Source organism: Micromonospora sp. NPDC047557 (assembly GCF_043205095.1).
Taxonomy (GTDB): domain Bacteria; phylum Actinomycetota; class Actinomycetes; order Mycobacteriales; family Micromonosporaceae; genus Micromonospora.
In genome coordinates this window covers 1-24,271 of the sequence record NZ_JBIDDK010000016.1, presented here as the reverse complement: position 1 = coordinate 24,271, position 24,271 = coordinate 1, and the positions used below count along the sequence as shown (strand labels likewise).

General features: G+C 71.0%; 16 protein-coding genes. 7 read left to right on the top strand and 9 right to left on the bottom strand.

Going from position 1 to position 24,271, the window contains the following annotated elements:
* Positions 1–84 precede the first annotated feature (84 nt).
* Positions 85–1,143: a phosphatase PAP2 family protein gene (locus ACGGAQ_RS27895; RefSeq protein ID WP_393054234.1), complete on the bottom strand. Its 1,059-nt coding sequence runs from the start codon at positions 1,141–1,143 to the stop codon at positions 85–87.
* 138 nt (positions 1,144–1,281) lie between these two features.
* Between ACGGAQ_RS27895 and ACGGAQ_RS27890 the strand changes: the two genes are divergently transcribed.
* Both ACGGAQ_RS27890 and ACGGAQ_RS27885 read left to right on the top strand, forming a co-directional pair.
* Positions 1,282–1,686: a hotdog domain-containing protein gene (locus ACGGAQ_RS27890; RefSeq protein WP_354862978.1), complete on the top strand. Its 405-nt coding sequence runs from the start codon at positions 1,282–1,284 to the stop codon at positions 1,684–1,686.
* The gene (locus ACGGAQ_RS27885) at positions 1,683–2,513 is read left to right on the top strand and encodes an MBL fold metallo-hydrolase (RefSeq protein WP_393054230.1); all 831 of its coding nucleotides are present in this window, start codon (positions 1,683–1,685) and stop codon (positions 2,511–2,513) included. The genes ACGGAQ_RS27890 and ACGGAQ_RS27885 overlap by 4 nt, the downstream gene beginning before the upstream one ends.
* A gap of 19 nt (positions 2,514–2,532) precedes the next feature.
* On the opposite strand, the gene ACGGAQ_RS27880 is transcribed toward ACGGAQ_RS27885, so the two are convergent.
* Complete coding sequence (locus ACGGAQ_RS27880) at positions 2,533–3,468, bottom strand: carbohydrate kinase (RefSeq protein WP_393054227.1); 936 nt, start codon at positions 3,466–3,468, stop codon at positions 2,533–2,535.
* A gap of 146 nt (positions 3,469–3,614) precedes the next feature.
* On the bottom strand, positions 3,615–4,766 hold the full coding sequence (locus ACGGAQ_RS27875; protein ID WP_393054224.1) for an XdhC family protein: 1,152 nt from the start codon (positions 4,764–4,766) through the stop codon (positions 3,615–3,617).
* A 488-nt stretch (positions 4,767–5,254) separates the two neighbouring features.
* On the opposite strand from ACGGAQ_RS27875, the gene ACGGAQ_RS27870 reads away from it, so the two are divergent.
* Entirely contained in the window at positions 5,255–6,409 is a 1,155-nt protein-coding gene (locus ACGGAQ_RS27870; protein WP_393054221.1) for a lytic polysaccharide monooxygenase, read from the top strand.
* A gap of 86 nt (positions 6,410–6,495) precedes the next feature.
* Here the strand turns inward: ACGGAQ_RS27870 and asnB are convergent, their stop codons facing one another.
* Positions 6,496–8,457 (bottom strand): asparagine synthase (glutamine-hydrolyzing), encoded by a 1,962-nt coding sequence (gene asnB / locus ACGGAQ_RS27865; RefSeq protein WP_354863278.1) that lies wholly within the window; start codon positions 8,455–8,457, stop codon positions 6,496–6,498.
* Positions 8,458–8,590: 133 nt separating this feature from the next.
* Between asnB and ACGGAQ_RS27860 the strand changes: the two genes are divergently transcribed.
* The 3 genes from ACGGAQ_RS27860 (at position 8,591) to ACGGAQ_RS27850 (ending at position 14,814) form a co-directional block, all read left to right on the top strand.
* Positions 8,591–10,072 carry an aminopeptidase P family protein gene (locus tag ACGGAQ_RS27860; RefSeq protein ID WP_393054218.1) on the top strand — a complete coding sequence of 494 codons (1,482 nt, stop codon included), beginning with the start codon at positions 8,591–8,593 and terminating at the stop codon, positions 10,070–10,072.
* A gap of 295 nt (positions 10,073–10,367) precedes the next feature.
* Positions 10,368–12,413 carry a hypothetical protein gene (locus ACGGAQ_RS27855; protein WP_393054436.1) on the top strand — a complete coding sequence of 682 codons (2,046 nt, stop codon included), beginning with the start codon at positions 10,368–10,370 and terminating at the stop codon, positions 12,411–12,413.
* Positions 12,414–12,798: 385 nt separating this feature from the next.
* Entirely contained in the window at positions 12,799–14,814 is a 2,016-nt protein-coding gene (locus tag ACGGAQ_RS27850) for a hypothetical protein (protein ID WP_393054215.1), read from the top strand.
* Between the two features lie 77 nt (positions 14,815–14,891).
* Here the strand turns inward: ACGGAQ_RS27850 and pulA are convergent, their stop codons facing one another.
* The 5 genes from pulA to ACGGAQ_RS27825 form a co-directional block, all read right to left on the bottom strand.
* Positions 14,892–20,393, bottom strand: coding sequence for a pullulanase-type alpha-1,6-glucosidase (gene pulA / locus ACGGAQ_RS27845; RefSeq protein ID WP_393054212.1), 5,502 nt, complete (start codon positions 20,391–20,393; stop codon positions 14,892–14,894).
* Positions 20,394–20,503: 110 nt separating this feature from the next.
* A complete protein-coding gene (locus ACGGAQ_RS27840) occupies positions 20,504–21,196 on the bottom strand; it encodes a cellulose binding domain-containing protein (protein ID WP_393054209.1) in 693 nt (230 codons plus the stop codon).
* A gap of 83 nt (positions 21,197–21,279) precedes the next feature.
* Positions 21,280–21,894, bottom strand: coding sequence for a hypothetical protein (locus ACGGAQ_RS27835; protein ID WP_393054206.1), 615 nt, complete (start codon positions 21,892–21,894; stop codon positions 21,280–21,282).
* A 180-nt stretch (positions 21,895–22,074) separates the two neighbouring features.
* The gene (locus ACGGAQ_RS27830) at positions 22,075–22,464 is read right to left on the bottom strand and encodes a hypothetical protein (protein WP_355134641.1); all 390 of its coding nucleotides are present in this window, start codon (positions 22,462–22,464) and stop codon (positions 22,075–22,077) included.
* A gap of 36 nt (positions 22,465–22,500) precedes the next feature.
* Positions 22,501–23,388 (bottom strand): hypothetical protein, encoded by an 888-nt coding sequence (locus ACGGAQ_RS27825; protein ID WP_393054203.1) that lies wholly within the window; start codon positions 23,386–23,388, stop codon positions 22,501–22,503.
* A gap of 19 nt (positions 23,389–23,407) precedes the next feature.
* On the opposite strand from ACGGAQ_RS27825, the gene ACGGAQ_RS27820 reads away from it, so the two are divergent.
* Positions 23,408–23,596, top strand: a complete 189-nt coding sequence (locus ACGGAQ_RS27820) for a hypothetical protein (protein ID WP_354863390.1) — start codon at positions 23,408–23,410, stop codon at positions 23,594–23,596.
* The last annotated feature ends 675 nt before the right edge of the window (positions 23,597–24,271 follow it).

The following is a 24,271-nucleotide window of genomic DNA, read 5'->3' as shown; positions in this document are numbered from 1 at the left end:
TGCCCCGACACGCCGAGCGGACGGCCAACAACTTCATGATCGACGGGAGCAGGGCAGGGGGAGGGTCGGGCAGGGCGGGGTTGGTTAGTGGTCGGCGGGGATCGGTGGTTTGTCGCTTGGTGTGGGGTGTCTGTCGGCCGGTGGTTCGGGGATGGCGGTCCGCCCTGGTGGTTCGGCGGCCGCCCCCGCTCGGCGGGCCCGTAGCGCCGCCCAGGCGCGCTCGGCCAGGCCGACGACCAGGTAGGTGAGCCCGACGTACGTCCAGCCCACCAGCACGTCGATCACGTAGTGCTCACCGGAGTAGACCAGGGTGAAGGTCATCGCCAGCGGGTACGCGAGCAGCAGCGGCCACCAGCGGCGACGGGTGGTGGTCAGGAAGAACAGCACCACGAACAGCGCCCACGCGGTGTGCAGCGACGGCATCGCGGCGACCGGGTTCGAGGCGATCTGGCCGGCGTTGAGCACGTTGCCGGCGCCGTGCATGCCGAACGCCTTCCAACCCCGGGTGGAGATCCGGGCGACCTCGGTGAGCAGGCCGTTCTGCGCCGCCCACCACGGCGGGGCGGCCGGGTACACGAAGTAGGTCACCAGGCCGGCGGCGCAGAGGAAACCCCAACGCCGCATGTACGCGGCCCAGCGGCGCCGGTCGCGCAGCCAGAGCACCGCCGCGGCGGTCAGCGCCACCACGAAGTGCGAGAAGTACACCCAGCTCGCCGCGACGTCCCACCAGTGCACCTGCGGGCGGTACAGGTGCTCCTGCAACCAGATGGTGGGCACCTCCCCGCCGGTGGCCCAGCCGAACATGAACCGGTCGGCGACGATCAACTCCATGGCGTGCGGGGTGGCCCCGTTGTCGGCGAACCCGCGCGAGAGGTTGTAGACGACGAACAGCAGCACCACCGGCACCCAGTCCCGGGCGAAGCGCAGGTGGCTGCGCCACGGCCGGTCGCTGTTCCAGGCGATCGTCGCCAGCCAGATCCACACGAAGGCGTACGCAGGGTCGGTGGGCAGCCCGATCGCGAGCCAGGCGGCGACGAAGGCGACCGCCCAGACCGTCATGGCGACGATGCGCCGACGGCCCCCGTCCGGGGACGCGGGCGGGTCGGTCCGGGCGGGGGGCTGGGGGTCAGTCACGACGGCCATCGCGGTCAAGGTTAACGACGGGTACGGCATCGACCGACGGGGACCACCCGACGAAGCCGTGCACACGTGGGCGGCGGTCGGCGTGCGGATCGCCGGGCGCGTGCTCGACGGGCTCGGCGAGCACCTAGGCTGACGACCATGCAGGAGCAGCCCGAGCCGGCCTTCGCGCCGGGTCTGACCGCCCAGGTCGAACTGACCGTCACCGACACGGACACCGCCCAGGCGGTCGGTTCGGGGGACGTACCGGTGCTGGGCACACCCCGGGTGCTCGCACTCGCCGAGGCGGCCACCGTCGCGGCGACGGCGGCCACGCTGCCGCCCGGGTCGACAACGGTGGGCACCCGGGTCGAGTTGGAGCACCTCGCGCCGACGGTGGTCGGGCGCACGGTACGGGCGCAGGCGCTGCTCGCGACGGTCGACGGTCGCCGGTTGTCGTTCGAGGTCACCGTCGCGGACGGCGACCAGACGGTGGCCCGGGGCCGGGTCGACCGGATCCTGGTGGACCGGCAACGCTTCGTCGACCGGGCCGGGCGGTCGTCGTGAGCGCCGGGTTCAGCGAGGTCGCCGACCGGGTGTACGTGCTGCGCGAGCCCCTGCTGCGGGTCAACGTCACCCTTGTCGTCGGCGACGACGAGGCGCTGCTGGTGGACACGTTCTCCTCGGCCGGGCAGGCCGTCGAGCTGGCCGCCGCCGTCGCGCGGGTCACCGACTGTCCGTTGACGCTTGTCAACACCCACCATCACTACGACCACTGCTTCGGCAACGCCGTCCTGGCCGGCGACCCACCCCGCCCGGTGTACGCGCACGAGCGGGCCGCCGCGGCCCTGCGCGACGAGCCGGAGCGGCTACGCCGGGAGGCGTACGAGGAGGTACGCACGGAGCACCCGGAGCTGGCAGCCGAGCTGGCCGACACCCCGCTGCTCGCACCGACGCACACGGTGCACACCGAGACCGCGCTCGACCTGGGTGGCCGGCGGGTGCTGCTGCGGCACCCGGGGCGTGGGCACACCGACGCCGACCTCGTGGTGCACGTGCCCGACGCGGACGTGCTCGTCGCCGGCGACCTGGTGGAGCAGAGCGGACCGCCCGCCTTCGAGGACTCGTACCCCCTGCAGTGGCCGGACGCGGTCGCGGACGTGCTGCGGTTGACGACCGCGCGCACGGTGGTCGTGCCGGGCCACGGCGACCCGGTGGACGTCGGGTTCGTCCGCGCCCAGCACGCCGAACTGGCGCGACTGGCCTGGCTGATCCGCGCCGCGCACACCGGCGACGCGCCACCGGAGCGGGTGGCCGCCGAGGCGCCCTTCGGTGCCCGCGCCGCCCTGATCGCCGCCCGCCGCGGCTACACCGAACTGAACGGAACGGTCTGACCCCCCACCCCGTGACGGGTCAGGGTGTGAAGCGGCGGTCGACGTCGGCGCGGGTGGGCATGGCTGTGGCGCCGCCCGGGGATTCGCAGACGAGGCCCGCCACCCGCAGCGCGAAGGCCACCCGCTCGACCCAGCCCGCCGGGTCGTCGGGCTCGCCGTCGAGGAGCAGGTCAGCGATCAGCGCAGCCATGACCGAGTCGCCGGCGCCGGTGGCGTCGATGGCGTTGACCTTGGGGGCCCGCACCCGTACCGGATCCGCACCGGCGGCGGCCAGCACCGCGCCGGCCGCACCGAGCGTCACCACCACCGTGGCCGCGCCCAGCTCACGCAGGTACGCGGCCACCCCCTCGACCGGCTCGCGCGGGTAGAGCAGCTTGGCGTCGGCGGTGCTCAGCTTGACCAGGTGCGCGCCCGCCGCGAACTCGGCCACCACCTCGCGCAGCCCGTCCAGCGCGGCCGGCCCGTCGAGCAGGTGGGGGCGTACGTTCGGGTCGAAGACGCGCAGCCCGGCGGCGAGCGACCAGGCCCGGCGCGCGGCGGCCAGGGTGCGCGGTTGCACCAGCACGACCGAGCCGCAGTAGAGCACGTCCGCGCCCTCCAGCAGCGCCAGGTCCAGCTCGTCGGCGCCGAGCAGGCTGTACGAGGGCGGCTCGCCGTAGAAGCGGAAGTCGGGTTCCGGCCCGTCGTACGTGACCACCGCGAGCGCGGTCGACGCCGGCACCGTGACCGCACCGGCGAGACCGACGCCGACATCGGTCAGGAAGCCGCGGATCCGCCCGCCCAGCACGTCGTCGCCGAGCGAACCGACGAACTGCGCCGCACCGCCGAGCCGGGTCACCCCGACGGCGACGTTGAGCGGCCCACCGCCGATCGCCTGCCGGTAGACCCGTTCCCCGTCGCGCTCGGTGTCGAGCAGGTCGACGAGCGCCTCGCCGAACACCACCGCGTACCCCATCGAAGTCCTTTCGTCGTCAGCCGGCAGCGTCCCGGCGTGCCGCACGCCGGCCCGCCGATCAAACGGTCGGGCGGACACGGTCCGCTGGCACCAGGCTGGCACAAGGACGCCCTGCTGGGCGGCGAAGACGCGGTACCGGTGCGGCGTCAGCCCGGGTGGTGGATCGGCCCGTCGAGCGCGGACAGGGGCCGGCCGCTGCCGCCCCAACGGGCGGCGACGATCTGCGCGGCGACGCTCACCGCGGTCTCCTCGGGCGTACGACCGCCGAGGTCCAGCCCGATCGGTGAGGCGAGCCGGTCGAGCTGCTCCGGGCTGAGCCCGGCCTCGCGCAGCAGCTTGTGCCGCTCGTCGTGGGTACGCCGTGACCCCATCGCGCCGACGTACGCCAGCGGTTGGCGCAGGGCCAGCGCCAGCAGCGGCACGTCGAACTTCGGGTCGTGGGTGAGCACGCAGACGACGGTGCGCGCGTCGACCCGGCCGGCGTCGACCTCGGCCCGCAGGTAGCGGTGCGGCCACTGCACCACCACCTCGTGCGCGTCCGGGAAGCGCCGGCCGGTGGCGAAGACGGCCCGGGCGTCGCAGACGGTCACCCGGTAGCCGAGGAACGCGCCGATCCGGGCCACCGCGGCCGCGAAGTCGATCGCCCCGAAGACGATCATCCGGGGCGCGGTGGCGTACGCGGCCACGAAGAGGCTGAGGCCGGCGCCCCGGCGCTGCCCGTGGTAGCCGTACCGGAGCACGCCGCTGTGCCCGGCGGCGAGCAGCCCGAGCGCGTCGTCGGTCGCGGCGTCGTCCAGCCGGTCGTCGCCGAGCGAGCCGGTCACCTGTCCACCGGTCAGCACCAGCCGTCGGCCCAGTCGCCCCGCCGGGTCGGCCGGGGCCGCGCCCGGAGGGTCGCCGGCGTCGGCGGCCACGCAGGTGATGACCGCGGCCGGTTCGCCGGCCCGCCGCGCGGCGGCGACCGCGTCCACCTGCGCGAGGGCGCCGCCGTCGATCCGCTCCACGAACACGTCGAGCATCCCGCCGCAGGTCAGGCCCACGGCGTACGCCTCGTCGTCGCTGACACCGTAGTGGACCAGCTCGGGTACGCCGGTGTCGAGCACGTGGCGGGCGCGCTCGTAGAGGTCGGCCTCGACGCAGCCGCCGGAGACGCTGCCGGTGACCGTGCCGTCGGCGGCCACGAGCATGGCGGCGCCGGGCGGCTGGGGCGCCGATCGCCAGGTGGCCACGACGGTTGCCAGGGCGACCGGCTCGCCGGCGCGGCAGCGGCGGTGCAGGTCGTCGAACACGTCGGGCACGCGCTGCCGCCTCCTTCGTCTCGTCGCCGTCCGGCCCCACCGTACGACCGACAGGGCGGCGTGCGCCGCCCCGACGCGGGAGATCTGCCCGGACGGCAGTCGTCGCCGTGGGGATGCAGACCATCACTATAGGAGAGAACCACCCGATCCGATCCGGAGACGGGTGAGCCGACGGTGGCCCGACTGGCCGCGCCACAGGCGTTTTCACACATCGAGGATCGACTATTGCGTCGGCGACGGGCGCATGGTGGGATGACGCGTACCGGGCGGTGCGAGGGCTGCCGCGCCGCCGGTTGCCGGGTTGGTTCGACGCGAGGGCACCGGTCCAGGACAGGACCGTTGATGGCGTGTGTCCGCTGGCCGCTCCTCGGCCGGGGCACGTCACCGTGATCGCCGCAACCGCCCCCACGGCGCTGCGACGACACCACAACCCCACCCGATTGCGGCGGGGCGGCTCGGGCGGCACGCCTCGCGAGTCAGGAGAACCCGTGAACCGTTCCCGTACGGCCGCGTTGCTCACCGCGGCCCTTACCTTCGCGCTGGGCGCCGTAGCCCTGGTGTCCAGTCCGCAACCGGCGGCCGCGCACGGCGCGGCGATGACGCCGGGCGCCCGGACCTACCTCTGCTGGCAGGACGGTCTCAGCCAGACCGGTGAGATCAGGCCGAACAACCCCGCGTGCGCCGCCGCGGTGGCGCAGAGCGGGACGAACTCGCTCTACAACTGGTTCAGCGTGCTGCGCTCGGACGCCGGTGGCCGTACCACCGGCTTCATTCCGGACGGGCAGCTGTGCAGTGGTGGCAACACCGGCTACCGGGGCTACGACCTGCCCCGCACCGACTGGCCGCTGACCCACCTGACCTCCGGCGCGCGGCTGGACTTCCGGTACAGCAACTGGGCACACCACCCGGGCACCTTCTACTTCTACGTCACCAAGGACAGCTGGAGCCCGACCCGGGCCCTGGCCTGGAGTGACCTGGAGGAGCAGCCGTTCCTGACGGTGACCAACCCGCCGCAGCGCGGCGGCGTCGGCACCAATGACGGTCACTACTACTTCAGCGGCAACCTGCCGTCGGGCAAGAGCGGCCGGCACATCATCTACTCCCGCTGGGTGCGCTCGGACTCGCAGGAGAACTTCTTCGGCTGCTCCGACGTCGCCTTCGACGGCGGCAACGGCCAGGTGACAGGTGTGGGTCCGGGCGGCTCGAACCCGCCCACCACCCCGCCGCCCACGACGCCTCCGCCCACCACTGCCCCGCCCACGACGCCGCCGCCGACCACGCCTCCTCCCACGACCCGGCCGCCGACCACCCCGCCGCCGACCACGCCGCCGCCGTCGACCGGTGACTGCATGGCCGTCTACAAGGTGACCAGCGCCTGGCAGGGCGGCTTCCAGGGCGAAGTCACGATCATGAACCACGGCAGTACGCCGTTCGCCGGCTGGACCGCGAGCTGGACCTGGCCCAACGGGCAGGTGATCAATCAGATCTGGAGCGCCACCCAGACGACGTCCGGCGCCTCGGTGACGGCGACGAACGTCTCGTACAACGGCACGGTCGCACCCGAGGGCACGACCACGTTCGGCTTCCTGGCCAGCAGCACAGGAACGAACGGCATCCCGACGGTGACCTGCGCGCGCCGCTGAGGTTCCCTGAAATGATCAAGAGGTTTGCGTCACCCGGAGTCACTCGGGTGACGCAAACCTCTTGATCGACAGGGTGGGGTCGCTGGTCAGCGGACCATGGAGCCGACCACCGGCTTCGTCAGCAGAGCCGACTGGTTGCGCTGGATGCCCGGGTCGAGCGTCTTGGCCACGAAGATCGCGTGCCAGATGCAGAAGATCAGCACCGTCCACACCTTGCGGGAGTGGTCGGCCTCCTCCCGCTTGTGCTCGTCGAGCAGCCGCAGGGCGTACGACAGGTCGAGCAGGTCACCCGCGCCCGAGGTGCTCAGCACGTGCCGGGCCCACTCGTACATCTCGCCGCGCAGCCAGACCCGGGTGGGCGTCGGGAAGCCCAGCTTCTTGCGGTTGACGATCGCCGGCGGCACGACACCCTGCAACGCCTGCCGCATCGCGTACTTGGTGGCGTCCGAGCGCGGCGGCAGCTTGAGATCCACCGGGATCTTCGCCGCGACGTCGAAGACCTCGCGGTCGAGGAACGGCACCCGCACCTCCAGCGAGTGCGACATCGAGATCCGGTCGGCCTTGACCAGGATGTCGCCGCGCAGCCAGGTGTAGAGGTCGACGTACTGCATCTTGGTGACGTCGTCCAGCTCGGTGCACTCGGCGTAGATCGGCGCGGTCACGTCCGTGTAGCGCACCGAGGGGTCGTAGCGGCGCAGCAGGTGCTGCTTCTCCTCCTCGGTGAACATCCGGGCGTTGCCGTAGTAGCGCTCCTCGATCGGGGTGGTGCCGCGCTCCAGGAAGCTCTTGCCCTTGACACCCTGCGGGATCGCCTTGGAGACCGCCCGCAGGCCCTTCTGCACGCCGCCGGGCAGGCCGTTGACGGTGCCGAGCGACAGCGGCTCCCGGTAGATCGTGTAACCGCCGAAGAACTCGTCGGCCCCCTCGCCGGAGAGCACCACGGTGACGTGCTCGGCGGCCTTCTTCGCCACGAAGTAGAGCGGCACCAGCGCCGGGTCCGCCACCGGGTCGTCGAGGTGCCAGACGATCTTCGGCAGCGCGTCGATCATGTCCTGCGGACCGATCTTGGTGGGGATGGTGGTGACGTCCAGGTGCCGGGCCGACTCCTGCGCGACGTCGATCTCCGAATAACCCGGCACGTCGTAGCCGACGGTGAAGGTGAGGATGTTCGGGTTGAACTCGCGGGCCAGCGCGACGACCGCTGTCGAGTCGATGCCGCTGGACAGGAACGAGCCGACCGGCACGTCGGAGCGCATGTGCATCCGTACGCTCTCGCGCAGCGTCTCGCGGATCTCGTGGTAGAGCTTCTGCTCGTCGTCGACCGGCGCCGGCCGGAACACCGGCCGGTACCACCGCCGTACGTCGATCCGCCCGCCCGGGGACCAGGTCAGATACTCCCCCGAGCCGATGCGGCTGATGCCCTTGTGCAGGGTGCCGGGCTCGGGAACGTACTGCAGCGTCAGGTAGTGGCTCAGGTTGGCCGCGTCGACACCCGCGTCGCCCTGGTAGTTGCTGTGCGCGAACGGCAGCAGCGCCTTCTTCTCCGACGCCAGGTAGAGGCCATCGGCGGTCTCCAGGTAGTGCAGCGGCTTGATGCCGAAGTAGTCGCGGGCGCCGAACGCGCGCCGTTCCTGCCGGTCCCAGATGACGAAGGCGAACATGCCACGCAGGCGGGTGAGCACCTGCTCGCCCCAGTAGTGGTAGCCGGCGACGATCACCTCGCCGTCACCGGCCGTCGCGAACTGCGCGCCGAAGTTCCGGACGAGCTCGTCGCGCAGCTCGATGTAGTTGTAGATCTCACCGTTGAAGGTGAGCAGATAACGGCCGTTCGCGTAGGGCAGCGGCTCGTGACTCGACGCGACGTCGATGATGGCGAGCCGCTTGTGGGCGAACACGCCGTCCGCGTACCGGCCGGAGGCGTCGCCGACCACCTCGACCCCTGTCTCGTCGGGGCCACGGTGGTGCAGGCATTCCAATGCTCCGGCGATGTGGTCGCGGTGCGCGGCGGCGTTGCCGTTCGCGCTGAAGAAGGCCAGGAGTCCGCACATGGTGGCCATCTTTCCACGCGGTCCGTCGGCCCGTCGCAGCCGTCCGTCGATCCGGAGCGCTCCCGGCCGCCACCAACACGAACCGGGCACGCGGTACCGTCGGGACCAGCAACGACGCGGAGGGAGCGGCGCAATGACCGAGGAACGCACCGACGGTACGCCGACAGACGGCACGGAATCGCACGATCCGGACTTTCCGGAGGCGTTCCTGTCCTTCATGCGGCAGGGCTGGCGGGACACCGAACTCCCGGTCACGCCCCGTCCCGAGGCGCCCAACTACGCCAAGCGCCGCGCCGCGCTCTCGGCGGCCTTCCCCGGCGAGACGCTTGTCATCCCGACCGGCGGCGAGAAGGTCCGCGCCAACGACACCACCTACCCGTTCCGGCCGGGCAGCGACTTCGCCTACCTGACCGGCGACCACGACCCGGACAGCGTGCTGGTGCTGCGCCCGAACGGCTCGGGGCACGACGCGACGCTGTTCATGCGGCCCCGCTCGTCCCGGGAGACCGACGAGTTCTTCCGCAGCCGCCACGGCGAGCTGTGGGTCGGCCGGCGACACACCCTCGGCGAGAAGTCCACCGAGCTGGGCCTGCCGACCGCCGACCTGAGCGGCCTGGAGGCGGCGCTGGCCGACCTGGCACCCGGTCGCACCCGGGTGCTGCGTGGCTTCGACGCCCAGGTCGACGCGGCCGTCCGCCCGTACGACGGGGTCCGCGCCGAGGGCCAGCCGCCCCGCGACCGGGAGCTGGCGATCGCCATCTCGGAGCAGAAGCTGGTCAAGGACGAGTGGGAGATCGGCCAGCTTCAGGACGCCATCGACGCCACGGTGCGCGGCTTCGAGGACGTGGCCCGGATCCTCCCCGCCGACCGCGCCGTGTCGGAGCGACTGCTGGAGGGGATCTTCGCGCTGCGCGCCCGGCACGACGGCAACGACGTCGGGTACGGCTCGATCGTCGGCGCCGGCGAGCACGCCACGATCCTGCACTGGGTGCACAACCACGGCGCCACCCGTCCGGGCGACCTGCTACTGATGGACATGGGCGTCGAGGGGCGCAACCTCTACACCGCCGACGTGACCCGGGTGCTGCCGGTCAACGGCCGGTTCACCGCCCTGCAACGCCAGGTCTACGACATCGTGTACGCCTCACAGCAGGCCGGCATCGACGCCATCCGCCCCGGCGTCAAGTTCAAGGACGTCCACCTGACCTGCATGCGGGTGCTCGCCGAGGGCCTCTCCGACCTGGGCCTGCTGCCGGTGAGCGTGGACGAGGCCATGGACGAGAAGTCCTCGGTCTACCGGCGCTGGACGCTGCACGGCTTTGGTCACATGCTCGGCATCGACGTGCACGACTGCTCCAACGCCCGCAAGGAGACGTACCGCGACGGCGCCCTGGGCGAGGGATACGTGCTCACCGTCGAACCGGGCCTGTACTTCCAGCCCGAGGACGAGCTGGTCCCCGCCGAGCTGCGCGGCATCGGCATCCGCATCGAGGACGACGTCCTGGTCACCGCGACCGGTGCGGTGAACCTGTCAGCTGGCCTGCCACGCACCGCCGACGAGGTGGAGACCTGGCTGGCCGAGCAGCGCGAGGCGGGTCCGCGCCTGCCCGGCTGACCTGGTACGACCCCCGGCGGGCCCCGCCCCCGGTGCCGGCGACGTTTTCCGTCGTCCTGACACCGGTGGCGGGGCCCGTCGCTGTTTGCGTTGCCGAGAACCTTTCTTCACGCCCTGCGCCCTGGTGTGCCCACCCCGACCGACGTGAGGCGAATGCGGGCTTTTTTCGGATACGTCCGCCTCGCGAGGATCCTTCTCATACGGTGTGGATAACAGGCTGCAACCCATTTGTAGCTGCTCGTGCCGCTCAAGTGGTACGAGCCCGTCTGGTAGCAGGAAAGGGCGGAAGGCTCTGATGTCCAACGACGTAACGACTCCCGACGGCGGGGCCCCAGGGGCCGCGCCGTCGACTAGGCGACGCAAGCTGTGGGTCGCCACCGGCGTGGCCGGCCTGACCGGCGTCGTCGGTCTGGCGGCACTGGGCGGGCTGGCTGCCCGTGACAACAAGCCCGACGACGCACAGCGGGCCAGCGACTCGCAGGCGGCGCCGAAGCAGAACGTCAGCGATGCCGGCCAGGCCGAAGGCCAGGACGACGCTAAGGACCGGGATGAGCGTGGCGAGGACCGGGATGAGCGTGGCAAGGACCGGGACGGGCGTGGTGAGGACCGGGATGAGCACGGCAGGGTGCGGGAGGTGCCGTGTGACGATGAGAAGCTGATCGAGGCGGTCGATCTGGCCAACCGGGACCAGGGCGGCACGTTGAAGCTGGCCCCGCACTGCACCTATGAGTTGAGCTTCTCCGACAAGAAGTCCGGTACGGGTCTGCCGACGATCCGGCAGGAGATCACGATCAAGGGCAACGACGCGACGATCAAGCGGGACTCCGAGGACGCGTTCCGGATCTTCCGGGTCGCCGACGGCGGCGACCTGACCCTGAAGGACCTCACCATCAAGGACGGCAACGCCGCCGAGTTCAAGTACGGCGGCCCGCAGGGCCCGGGCGGCCCGCAGGGCCCCGGTGGTCCGCAGGGTCCGGGCGGTCCGCAGGGCCCCGGCGGTCCGCAGGGTCCGGGCGGTCCGCAGGTTCCCGGCGGTCCGCAGGTTCCCGGTGCGCCGCAGACTGCCGACGCTCCGCAGGGTGCCGACGCTGTTCAGGGTGCCGACGCTGTTCAGGGTGCCGACGCTGTTCAGGGTGCCGACGCTGTTCAGGCGGCCCCGGGGAAGCCCACGCCGCCGAAGAAGGACGGCGACGCGGACGGCGGTGCGCTGCTGGTCGAGCGCGGCGGCAGCGCCCACCTGGTGAAGGTCGAACTGACCCGCAACAACGCCGAAGGCAACGGCGGCGCCATCGCCAACTTCGGCCGGGTCGACCTCGACGACAGCGAGGTCGACAACAACCACGCCCGGGAGAACGGCGGCGGCATCTTCAACGTCGGCGTACTCAAGGTCAAGGGGTCCTCCGACGACAAGGACTGGTCCTCCTCCCACGGCCAGGGCGGGTCCGCCGACGGCAAGGCCGACGGCAAGGCCGACGGCAAGGACGAGTTCTCCCACGAGCGGGATCACGAGTCCCGCATCACCAACAACACCGCCGGCGACAACGGCGGCGGCATCGCCAACGGCCGCGGCAAGAAGGACGAACACGGCAAGGACAAGGACAAGAACAACGACTACTGGCCAGGCGTGCAGGGCCGCGACGAGGCCGGCAGCGTGGAGATCTTCAAGACCTCCATCGACGGCAACACGGCCAACGGCAACGGCGGCGGCGTGTTCAGCTCCAGCGGCTTCGTCAAGATCGTCCTGTCGACCATCACGAAGAACACCGCCTGCGAAAGCGGCGGCGGCATCTACGCCCGCAACACCAACCTCGACCTCGAGAAGGTCATCGTCGCCAAGAACCACGCCAGCAAGGACGGCGGCGGCGTCGTCAACACCGGCGGCGAAGAAAAGAAGCACGGCCCGTCCTACAGCGACGACAAGAACGAGCAAAAGGAACAGGAAGCCAGCGCCACCATCGCCGACAGCGAGATCGTCGAGAACACCGCCGGACGCTTCGGCGGCGGCATCTTCAACGGCGACCCCGACGTCAAGCTCAAGGAAGGCTTCGAAGAGCCCGACAACAAGGACAACAAGGACGACAACGCCCGCCTCACCCTGCGGGACACCGAAATCAAGGCCAACACCGCCCTCAACGGCGGCGGCATCTTCAACAACAAGGGCACCGTCACACTGACCAAGACCCGCGTCACCAAGAACACCGCCACCGACTCCTCCAAGACACACCGAGTCGCCGGCGGCATCCTCAACAACAACGGCAAGGTCCGCCTCGACGAAAAGTCGACCATCACCAACAACGACCCCACCAACTGCGCCGGCACCGTCAAGGACTGCTTCAACTGACCAGCGCATGATCGCGGGAGTCCCTTTCCGCCTCACGGCGGAAAGGGACTCCCCTCCCCTCCCCGCGTCGCCCACCCGGTTGTGGTGCGCCGCGCGTCAGGAACGCGTGCCGCCGGAGGCGGCCGCGCGGTCATCGGACGTGACCGCGCGCTTTCCGCCCTCCGCGACACCCTTCGCCATCCGTGACGCCCCTGCTGCCCGGCCGTCCGCCGTGCTGTCGGCTGCACCGCCCACATACCTAATGTGGGCTTTTTTCGCATACGCCCACGAGGCGAAGAAGGTTCTCATACGGTGTTCTTCAGCAGCTACAACCGATTTGTAGCGAAGGCCGCCTCGCTGTGGCGAAGCGACCTTGTCGGGTACAAGGAGAGGGCAGAGAGCTCCGATGTCCAACTACCTTCGCAATAACGAGGACGCCAACGGTGAGACGACCTTTCCGATCCGTCGTCGCCGGCTCTGGCTCGCCACCGGCATTGTGGGCCTCACAGGAGCGGTCAGCCTCGCAGGGGTCGCCTATGCGACCACCGGGGCCACCGGTGCCCACCGGTTGACCGACGTGAAGTGGTCCACGGCTCAGCAGCTCAAGAAGGACGACGGCAAGGACCGGGATGAGCGTGGCGAGGACCGGGATGAGCGTGGCAAGGACCGGGACGGGCGTGGTGAGGACCGGGATGAGCACGGCAGGGTGCGGGAGGTGCCGTGTGACGATGAGAAGCTGATCGAGGCGGTCGATCTGGCCAACCGGGACCAGGGCGGCACGTTGAAGCTGGCCCCGCACTGCACCTATGAGTTGAGCTTCTCCGACAAGAAGTCCGGTACGGGTCTGCCGACGATCCGGCAGGAGATCACGATCAAGGGCAACGACGCGACGATCAAGCGGGACTCCGAGGACGCGTTCCGGATCTTCCGGGTCGCCGACGGCGGCGACCTGACCCTGAAGGACCTCACCATCAAGGACGGCAACGCCGCCGAGTTCAAGTACGGCGGCCCGCAGGGCCCGGGCGGCCCGCAGGGCCCCGGTGGTCCGCAGGGTCCGGGCGGTCCGCAGGGCCCCGGCGGTCCGCAGGGTCCGGGCGGTCCGCAGGTTCCCGGCGGTCCGCAGGTTCCCGGTGCGCCGCAGACTGCCGACGCTCCGCAGGGTGCCGACGCTGTTCAGGGTGCCGACGCTGTTCAGGGTGCCGACGCTGTTCAGGGTGCCGACGCTGTTCAGGCGGCCCCGGGGAAGCCCACGCCGCCGAAGAAGGACGGCGACGCGGACGGCGGTGCGCTGCTGGTCGAGCGCGGCGGCAGCGCCCACCTGGTGAAGGTCGAACTGACCCGCAACAACGCCGAAGGCAACGGCGGCGCCATCGCCAACTTCGGCCGGGTCGACCTCGACGACAGCGAGGTCGACAACAACCACGCCCGGGAGAACGGCGGCGGCATCTTCAACGTCGGCGTACTCAAGGTCAAGGGGTCCTCCGACGACAAGGACTGGTCCTCCTCCCACGGCCAGGGCGGGTCCGCCGACGGCAAGGCCGACGGCAAGGCCGACGGCAAGGACGAGTTCTCCCACGAGCGGGATCACGAGTCCCGCATCACCAACAACACCGCCGGCGACAACGGCGGCGGCATCGCCAACGGCCGCGGCAAGAAGGACGAACACGGCAAGGACAAGGACAAGAACAACGACTACTGGCCAGGCGTGCAGGGCCGCGACGAGGCCGGCAGCGTGGAGATCTTCAAGACCTCCATCGACGGCAACACGGCCAACGGCAACGGCGGCGGCGTGTTCAGCTCCAGCGGCTTCGTCAAGATCGTCCTGTCGACCATCACGAAGAACACCGCCTGCGAAAGCGGCGGCGGCATCTACGCCCGCAACACCAACCTCGACCTCGAGAAGGTCATCGTCGCCAAGAACCACGCCAGCAAGGACGGCGGCGGCGTCGTCAACACCGGCGGCGAAGAAAAGAAGCACGGCCCGTCCTACAGCGACGACAAGAACGAGCAAAAGGAACAGGAAGCCAGCGCCACCATCGCCGACAGCGAGATCGTCGAGAACACCGCCGGACGCTTCGGCGGCGGCATCTTCAACGGCGACCCCGACGTCAAGCTCAAGGAAGGCTTCGAAGAGCCCGACAACAAGGACAACAAGGACGACAACGCCCGCCTCACCCTGCGGGACACCGAAATCAAGGCCAACACCGCCCTCAACGGCGGCGGCATCTTCAACAACAAGGGCACCGTCACACTGACCAAGACCCGCGTCACCAAGAACACCGCCACCGACTCCTCCAAGACACACCGAGTCGCCGGCGGCATCCTCAACAACAACGGCAAGGTCCGCCTCGACGAAAAGTCGACCATCACCAACAACGACCCCACCAACTGCGCCGGCACCGTCAAGGACTGCTTCAACTGACCGACGGTCAGCGAACGGATCCACGCAGGGTCCGGCCCCCTACCACCTCGGTGGTAGGGGGCCGGATCGTCGTGGGATCAGTTCTGGACGAAGACCGCCACGCTGCGCGCCGGCACGGTGAACGTGCCGCTCGCCTGGTCGAACGAGGCGGTCCGCAGCACCGGGTCGGCGGACTCGCGCAGCACCGGGTGCAGCGCCACGTTCGCCCCGCGCAGGCCGGTCACCGTCTGCTTCGCGGCCCCAGGGGTGGCGTTGAAGACGACGGTCACCGACTTCCACTTCCCGCCCAGCCCTCGGGCGTCCAGGGTCATGGTGAGCACGCCCGGCGTCTCCTTCTCGCCGGAGAGCGGGAAGGCGACCCGCTGCTGCACCTGGCCGGCGGCGGCCAGCCCGAACACCGGCGAGGACTTCCGGATCCGCAGCAGCTCCGCGTACCGGGCGTCGGCCAGGTTGATCGCGGCGCAGTCCGGCACCAACGTCGGATCGGCCAGCAGCGGCTTCGCGTACGACCACTTGTCCTGGTTGTCCTGCGCCGGCGGCAGGCCGGCGCCGAACCCGTTGCCCCGCTCGCAACCCCAGCGGATCTGGTTGAACCAATCACCGGAGTTGAACGAGTTGCGGTCCAACGACTTCGACCGCAGCCGTTCGGTGCCTGCGGTGACGAACCCGGTGCCCTGCCCCAGCACCACAGTGCTCAGCGCCAGCACCTGCATCCGGGATCGGTCCGCCGCGGTGGTGGCCTGCGGCAGCTTGTACGCCAGCGCGTCGTACAGGATCTCGTTGTCGTGCGCGTCGACGTAGGTGACCGCCTCCCCGGGCGCGGCGGTGTAGCCGGCCGGGGAGCCGTTGTAGTCCACCTGCGCCCCGGTGACCGTCCGCCCCGAGGTGTCGGTGAACCGGTAGTCCCGCAGGTTGCCCGTGAGACCCACCTTGATCAGGTCGTGGGCGTGCAGCAGGCGGGCCTTCTGCGCCGCCGCCGACCCGTTCACCGGGTCGCCGTTGGGGTCGGTGTAGAGCCCGGACGCGAAACCCTGCGCGCGGGGGTTGGCGTCGAACGGCCCACCGCCGCGTACCGCGTCGCGCAGTCGGTCGTTGAACGTGCCGATGCCGGTGCCGGCCATGTTGGCCTGGGTGGCCTGCACGAACCGGGCGTCGTTGGCGACCTCGCCGAAGTTCCAGCCCTCGCCGTAGAGCATGATCGCCTTGCCGTCCACCCCGTCGCGGGCGACGGTCAGCCGGTCCAGCGCGGCACGTACGGCCAGGATGTTCGCCTTCGGGTGGTGGCCCATGAGGTCGAACCGGAAGCCGTCCACCTTGTACTGCTTGGCCCACGTGACCAGCGAGTCGACGACCAGCTTGCCCATCATCGCGTGTTCCGGGGCGGTGTTGGCGCAGCAGGTGGAGTTGGCCACCGTCCCGTCGTCGAGCAACCGGTGGTAGTAGCCGGGCACCACCTGGTCGAGCACCGACTTCTCGTCGACGCCGGCCGCCGAGGTGTGGTTGTAGACCACGTCCATGACCACCCGCAGGCCGGCCTCGTTCACCCCGGCGACCATCCGCCGGAACTCGGTGGTCCGCGCCGTGCCGACCGGGTCGACGGCGTACCCGCCCTCCGGCACGGTGTAGTGCAGCGGGTCGTATCCCCAGTTGTAGCCGTCGGTCTCGGCGACCGCCGCCACGCACTTCTGCTGCTGCTCGGAGTCCGGCGGAAGCGCCGCCAGGTCACAGGCCGGCTGGCGCTGGTCGGCCCGCTTCTCGGGGATCGTGGCGAAGTCGAACGCCGGCAGCAGGTGCAGGTGCGTCACGCCGGCGTCGCCCAACGCCCGCAGGTGGGTCATCCCGGCGGTCTTCGGGTCGGTGAACGCCAGGAACGTCCCCCGCCGCTCGGCCGGCACGGTCTCGTCGGCGATGGAGAAGTCGCGCACCGACAGCTCGGAGATCTGCGCCTTCGACGCCGGCACGGCCGCCGGCTTGCGCAGCGTCCGCCACCCCGCCGGGGCCAGCGCCGGATCGTTCAGGTCGACCAGCTGGCTGTGCGTGGAGTCCGCGGCGAGAGCCACCGAGTACGGGTCGGTCACCGACGCGGTGACCATCCGCTGCGCGGCCGGCTGCCACGCCTGCACCTGGTAGCGGTAGTACTTCCCCGTCCAGGCGTGGCTGCCGCGCACCGACCAGACGCCGGTGCGGTCGTCGCGGCGCATCGGCACCGTCTTCGGCGCCGCAGCGGGTGAGTCGAACAGTTGCAGCGCCACCGTCCGGGCGGTCGGCGCCCAGAGCGCGAGGCTCGGCGTACGGCCGGCGAAGGTCGGACCGAGCGTGACCTGGGTGGCCCGGGAGTACACGTCGTCGAGCACGCCGGGGATCTGCACGCCGGTCGCGGCGAGCAGGGCGCCCGCCGCGTCGCGCTCGGTGACCAGCAGCTGCCCGCGCAGCGCCGCCGGCACCTTCGCCAGGTCACCCCGGTCGAGGGTGAAGGCCCGGTAGGACCACAGGTGCGGGAACGCCGCGCGCTGGGCCTCGGTGAGCCCGTTGCGCTGCGCCCGCAACGGCAGGCTGGTGTACGTCCCGGACAGCTCGCCGTCGACGACGCTCACCCCGCCGGTGGGGGCGGCCACCAGGGCGTACACCCGACCGTCGGTCGGTGGTGTCTGCCAGGCCACGGTGGACCTGTCGATCCAGTGCGCCTTCTGCTTGCCGATGTCGGTGTCCCCGCCTGCGCTGGTCGCGGTCGACGGCAGCAGCCGCCCCGGGGTGGCGGCGAGCAGCCACACCTCCCGGCCGGCGCTGGCGAAGTCGAGCCGCTGGTCGTCGGGCAGATCCTTGGTGTCGCCCTTATGAATGATGTAATTCAGCCCGGTGGCCCCGGCCGCCAGCGGCACCCGGAACACCGCGCCGAACGCGTCGATCGACGTCGGCGCGAGCGGCGTGGCCCAGTCGGTCGGGTTGGCCGCACCGTCCCACAGGTGCAGGCCCCATCCGTCGTAGTTGCCGTCGGCCCGCCGGTAGTGGATGAGGGCGGTGCCCTCCTCGACCGGCGGATCCGGTTGACCGGTGGCCGCCTGCCTGCTCGGGTAGATCGCCGGGTCACCCTGCTTGAGCCAGACCTCACCGGTGGCCGTCACGTCGATGCTGCGATCCTGGGCGACGTCCTTGGTGCCATTCTTGTCGACCACCACGAAGCCCACGGACTTCGCGCCCGGCTTGAGCTTCACCCAGGCGAACCGGCCGTAGGAGTCCTCCCCGGCGAACGGCTGTCCCTTGGGCCACTCGGTGACGTATGCCGGGTCGATGTCACCCCAGGCGTACAGCCCCCAGTCGTCGTAACCTCCGGCCGGACGCTGGTAGTGCACCACCGCCCACTCCCGGGACCCGCCCTGCTCGGGCGTGCCGACGACGGCGACGGACCGCGTCGTCGCGGTGCGGCCACGGCCGTCGCGGACGACGGCGCGGTACTCGATCCGGGTGCCGCCGGCCAGCCCGTCCAGGTCGTGGTGCACGGTGTACGGCGCGTGGTCGGCGCTGCCCAGCAACGTCCACCTGCCGCCGGCCACCCGGGCCGCCACGGTGACGGTGGCCAGCGGGTCGCCGGTCACCTTCGCGGTAACCGCCGCGCGGGTCGCCACCGAAGCGCCCGGCGCGGGGGTGGTGATGCTGATGGTCGGCGTGCCGGTCGGCCGGGCTATGGGGGTGCCCGCGCGGTACACGGCCGTCGACAGCGGCGGCACGGTAAGCGTCAGTTTCCCGTCGCCGCCGGCCTGTTGGCCGCCCGATCCGCCGTAGATGCCGGTGAAGGTGGCGCCGGCCGACCAGGTGTCCACGGTGACAGTCTGCGCGGTCTCGGCGTTGTTCACCGCCACCACGTACTCGGTCCGGTCTGCGGGGGCGATCCGGGAGGCGGCGAATACGCCGGGGCCGTCGGCGGCGTACCGGGTGACCTGGATGCCGTCGCGCAGCGCGGGGTGCGCCTGGCGCAGCCGGCCCAGCTCGGCGATCGTCCGGTACAGCGGGTGGCCGGTGTCGAACTGGTCGCTGGCGTGGGTGCGGTCGGTGCCGAGCAGGTCGTCGTCGAGGTAGTCGGGCACCTTCGAGGCGAACATGTCCTGCCGGGCGTCCTTGTCCCCACCGGGGCCGGTGAAGCCCTGCTCGTCACCGGAGTAGACCACCGGCTGGCCGCGGGTGAGGAACATCAACTGGTGGGCGAGCTGGTCCCGCCGCAGGTGGCTGGCCGGGGCGGTGCCGCCGCCGGCGATGAACGACCCGATCCGGCCCATGTCGTGGTTGCCGAGGAACGTGGTCAGCCGACCCGCGTCGGTGTCCCGGGCGGCATAGAGGTCGTCGCGGGCGTACACGTCGGCGAGGGCCTTCGCCGAGCCGGCGCCCGCCGTGTAGCCGCGTGCGGCCTCCTGGAAGGCGAAGTCGAGGGTGGCCGGCAGGCCACCCTGCCGAACGTAGCTGGAGCTGATCTCCGGGTCGGCGCTGTACACCTCGCCGAACATGAAGAAGTCCTTCTTGCCGGCCTTCTCGGCGGCCCGCTCGATGCCCTGGCTGAACTGCGGCCAGAAGTCCATGTTGACGTGCTTGACCGTGTCCAGCCGGAACCCGTCGACGCCGGTCGCGCCGATCCAGTCCCCGTACGCCTTGGTCAACCCCCGCACCACCTCGGGACGCTCGGTCCACAGATCGTCGAGGCCGAAGAAGTCGCCGTACTCGCTGTTCTCACCGGAGAAGGTGGAGTCGCCCCGGTTGTGGTACATGGTGGCGTCGTTCAGCCAGGCCGGCACCTTGACGGTGGCGTCCTTCGGCTCGTCGAACGTCGGGGTGTACGGGAACGACGTCTCGTCGACCGGCGGGAAGGCACGGCTGCCGTCGGCGTAGTTGCGGTCTTCGAACGCCCGCCCCTGCGCGTCGGTGTACGGCGAGGTCGCCTTGTCCACGTACGCGTACCTGTCCTCGGCGTACTTGATGACGTCGGCGGTGTGGTTGACGATCACATCGAGGTAGATCTTGATGCCGCGCTGGTGGGCGAGCTTGACCAGCTGCTTCATCTCCTCGTTGGTGCCGAAGTGCGGGTCCACCTGGGTGAAGTCGGTGATCCAGTAGCCGTGGTAGCCGGCCGAGATGTCGTCGCCCGTGCCCTGCACCGGACGGTTCTTGAAGATCGGGGCGAGCCAGATGGCGGTGGTGCCCAGACCCTGGATGTAGGCCAGCTTGTCGATGACACCCTTGAGGTCACCGCCGTGGTAGAAGCCCTTGTCGGTCGGGTCGAGCCCGGTGCGCAGCCGGTCACCGGTCAGGCCACCGGAGTCGTTGCGCCGGTCTCCGTTGGCGAACCGGTCCGGCAGGACGAAGTAGAACTGCTCGGCACGCGCGGTGTCGGCGCCGGCGGCCAGCAACGCCTCGGTGGTGGGCTCGTCGCGCCACTGAACGGCGCCGGCCGCGGCGAGGGGGTCGGTGCCCGACGGTCGCGGGTCGGCGTCGGCGCCGAGGGGCCGCGCGGAGACCGGCGTACCGACGAGGGTGAAGGTGAGCAGGCAGACGAGCGCGAGCAGGGCGCTACGGGGGATCGGCGGGGGTTTCATCGACGGCCTTCCTCTGGTCGTGATTGGCCGCACGCTAACCCTTGCCGAAACAATCTGCAATACCTTGCAAACAAAGTCGTAACCAAGCAATGCCCTTGCGGAAGCACAGCTCAGAACCCGCTGCAGCGCACTCCGTCGACTGTGCAGCCCCGCGGCGTCGTGGACGCCCGCTCCAGGTGGAACCGCAACGCCACCGACCCGCCGGCCGGCACGTCCACCCCACTGACGTACGTGAAGCTGCCGTCGGACTGGCGCAGCGTCCCCTGTGGCACCCCCTCCACCCAGGCGGTCACCAGCCGCCCACCAGCGAAGTCGAACCGCACCGTCCAGCCATGGTCCGCACCCGACGCGTTGACGATCAGCACCTCGCCGATGAAACCCCCGTCGAAGCTCTGCACGACCCGGTACCGCCCGCTCATCGCGGGTGGCCGCTGCGGCGACACCCCGGTCGACGGTCGCAGCGAGGTCGGTGCCACCGTCGGGCCGACGACCGGTGGCCGCGACATGGCCGGCGTGCTCGGGGGCGGCCCGCTCGCCCGCGGCGACAGCCCCGGCCGCACCGGCGCCCTCTCCGGCGGCGGCGTCGACGACAGCTCGGACGGCGTGACCGGCGCCTGCGGCAACGGCAACCCCGCCGGCGGCGGCCCGTCGTCGGAAGCCGGACTACGCCCCCGGTACGCACCCAGGGCCACGAAGAGCAGAACCACCATCACGACGACGCCAGCGCACACCACGATCCACGGCGACGACGCGATGGCAGCCGGACCGTGCGACGGTCGCGGCGCGCGACGCATGCCGGACATGTGCCTCCCTCAGCGTGCCGTCCGGGCAGCGTAGCGATCGACGGCCGGGCCCGGAAGCGCCGACCGCCGCCATCGGCACCGGTTCAGCCGAAGCGACAGTCGACGCCGTTGACCGTGCACCGCACCAGCCGCTGCGCCGACCCGTCCCAGCCCAGGCGCAACGTCTGCCTGTCACCCGGATCAAGCGACGTCCCGCCACTCAGCACGAACTCACCGTCACCCTGCGCCGACACGGAGATCCCCGCGTCACCGCTCACCCGCAGGCCCCGCATGTCGTCCTGGAACGCCAGCTCCACCCGCCAGTCCACCGAGCGGCCCGACTCGTTCGTCACCGACAGCACGGCCTCGGTTGCGTCCGAGCCGTCCGTACCGACCTGGTACCGAGCGGTCACCGCCCCCTTCGCCGGCGCCACCGCCGGAGCGCTCGTCCGCGCCGGCGACGGCGAACCCGTGGTGGCGCGCGGCGACGGTGTCCGGCTGCTGCGCGACGGCCGCGGCGACGCCGTGCGCCGCTCCAGCCCGCCCGGCGTCGGCGCCGACGACGCCGTAGCCGGCACGGTCGGCAGGAACACCGGCGGCGCGGCCTGCGGCGCGCTCTCCCGCTCCCGGGTACGGAACGACAACAGCGCGATCACCAACAGCACCACCAGCGCGCCGATGCCGAGCAGCACCACGATCCACGGCACCGACAGCAACACGCGCGCCGTCCGCGGACCCCCCGCACCGTCCGGCCCTGACGCCATCAGGTCTCCCCTCGTCCCACCGACGCGACAGCGTAGCCAGCGGCGGCCAGACCGAAAACCTCGCGGGTACAGATCGGACCGACCGGCCCACCCGAAGCGGAAAACGGCTCGCCCGCGTGGACGGTCGCCCGCCGGTCAGGCCGTCCGGATAACGGTGCAGATCACCGGCCCCTCACCCGAGGTACGCAGCAGATAGCGGTACCGCTCCCCCGGCACCGCGTACCCCCGGCTGTCCAGGAACTCCCACTCCACCGACACCATGGTCAGCAGCGCCGACACCGGCTGCACGTCCTCGATCCGCGCGTGCGCGGCGATCAACTCCCGATCCTGGTAGTCGGGCGCGGCGCCCACGAAGGACAGCGCGACCGCAGCGAGGGAGGTGAACGAGAAGCTGTACGTGTCGGCCACCACCAACCCGGGCAGGGCGTAACAACCAGCGAGCGACGGCAGGTCGCCGGAGGTCATCGCGGCGCCGTACCGGTCGAAGAAGCCGGTCAGCGCGTCGAGATCAGTGGAGGCGTTCACGCGACAGCAATTGCCGCTCACCGGGCCGGCCAAACCTCAGCGGGGCGGAACCCGCACCTCGATCTCCGCACCCAACCGGGCGCCACCGGTCAACCCCAGATCGTCACCGCTCCAGAACCGGCCCGGGTCGTACCAGTTTGGACGCTTACCGCCCGGGAGCAGGCCCATCGCCTCGTAGGTCACCGCCACCACCTCGGCGCAGTACGCCGTCTCCAACGCCCTCTCGCGGGCAGCCGCGCTGGTCGGAGCGGCCGTCGTCCCCTGGTTCGCCGCAGTGCCCGAGGCTGCCGGGTTGCCGGCAGTGCCGGAAGCGGCCGGGTTGGCCGGAGTGCCCGGAGCGGCCGGGTTGGCCGGGTTGCGCCCAGTGCCCGGAGCGGCCGGGTTGCGCGCAGCGCCCGGAGCGGCCGGGTTGGACTGTGGCCAGGGAGCCGCCGGGTTGGCCCAGGTCGCCTGGGCGGCCCGCGACACGGCGCGGAGTGCGGCCCGGCCGGGACCCGGCAGCGACGGCACCCGACCGCGCACCCACCGCCACGCCAACTGGGCGGTCGACGGGAACGGCGTGCCGTCCAACCGCGCGACGGTCCGCAGCACCGCCCGCTCCATCTCCCCGTCCGCCGGCGGGTCGAGCTGCCGCAGCCAGGCCCGCTGCCCGTACCGGTTGGCCCACACGCAGACCGCGTCCCGCAGGTCGTGCAGCTGCACACCGCGCTGGTGCGTGCCCGACCACAGGTCCGGCAACGATCGGCCCAGCTCGGCGTGCCACATCAACGGCGGCATGTCGTCCAGCACCACGGCCATCCCGACGTGATTGACCGGGCTGTTCGTGGTGAACTGGATCGCCCGGTCCGGCACGCTACGACCCCGGAACACCCACACGTCGCCGGTGCGGGTCAACTCGACGGCCTCATCCAGGCTGATGCTCATGAGGGTCTAGCCTAGGCCGATGCGGCAACGAATGCGGTGGTGGAAGGTCCTCGGGCTCGCCGGCCTCGCCGGGGTCGCGGCGTCCGGTGTGGTCATAGCGCGGGCCGAACGGCGCCGGCGCGCGTACACGCCGGAGGAGATCCGGCAGCGGCTACTGGAACGTCACGCCCAGGCCAGTGAGGCAGCCAAACCCGCAGACCCCGCCTGACGACCCGGGCCCGATCGAACCTCCCCGGTCTACCCCGTGCGTTCCCACGCCGGTCCCACCCGACCCATCCGGCCCGCCCAGGTGATCGGCGGACAATCCCGCCGGCCTTCATGATCGCGCCCGATCCTGGATGTAGTGGCCTCGCAGGCAGGGTGACGGCCCTGTTTCCTGGATCGAGCACGATCATCCAGCTTGCCGTGGGGCCGCGCGGTGGTGATCGACTCGGGTTCGGTGATGTCGGGGTGTCCCGGGCGCCCGGATACCCCGACTTCGCCGAAGTCGAGTCGATCAGCCCTCGGGCGGTGGCGTGGCCCCGAGGTTTCCGTGCAAGACGTGCCGCCCAATCGACGGACACCGTGCACGGCACGTTCCGGCGGGCATGATCGTGCTCGATCCCGGATGTAGTGGCCTTGCCCGCGTGGTGAGGGCCCTGTTTCCTGGATCGAGCACGATCATCAGATGGGCGCAGGGTCCCGCGCGGAGGTGATCCACTCGGGTTCGCTGATGTCGGGGTGTCCCGGGCGCCCGGATACCCCGATATCGCCGATCGCGTGTCGATCAACCCCCGGCTGGTGGCGGATGTCCGTTTCCGGTGGGTGGTTTGGGTGGATTCGACATGGCCGTCCCGTGGCGGGTGCCACCCTGGGGGCGGAATCGGGGACCCGGCGGGGTCGT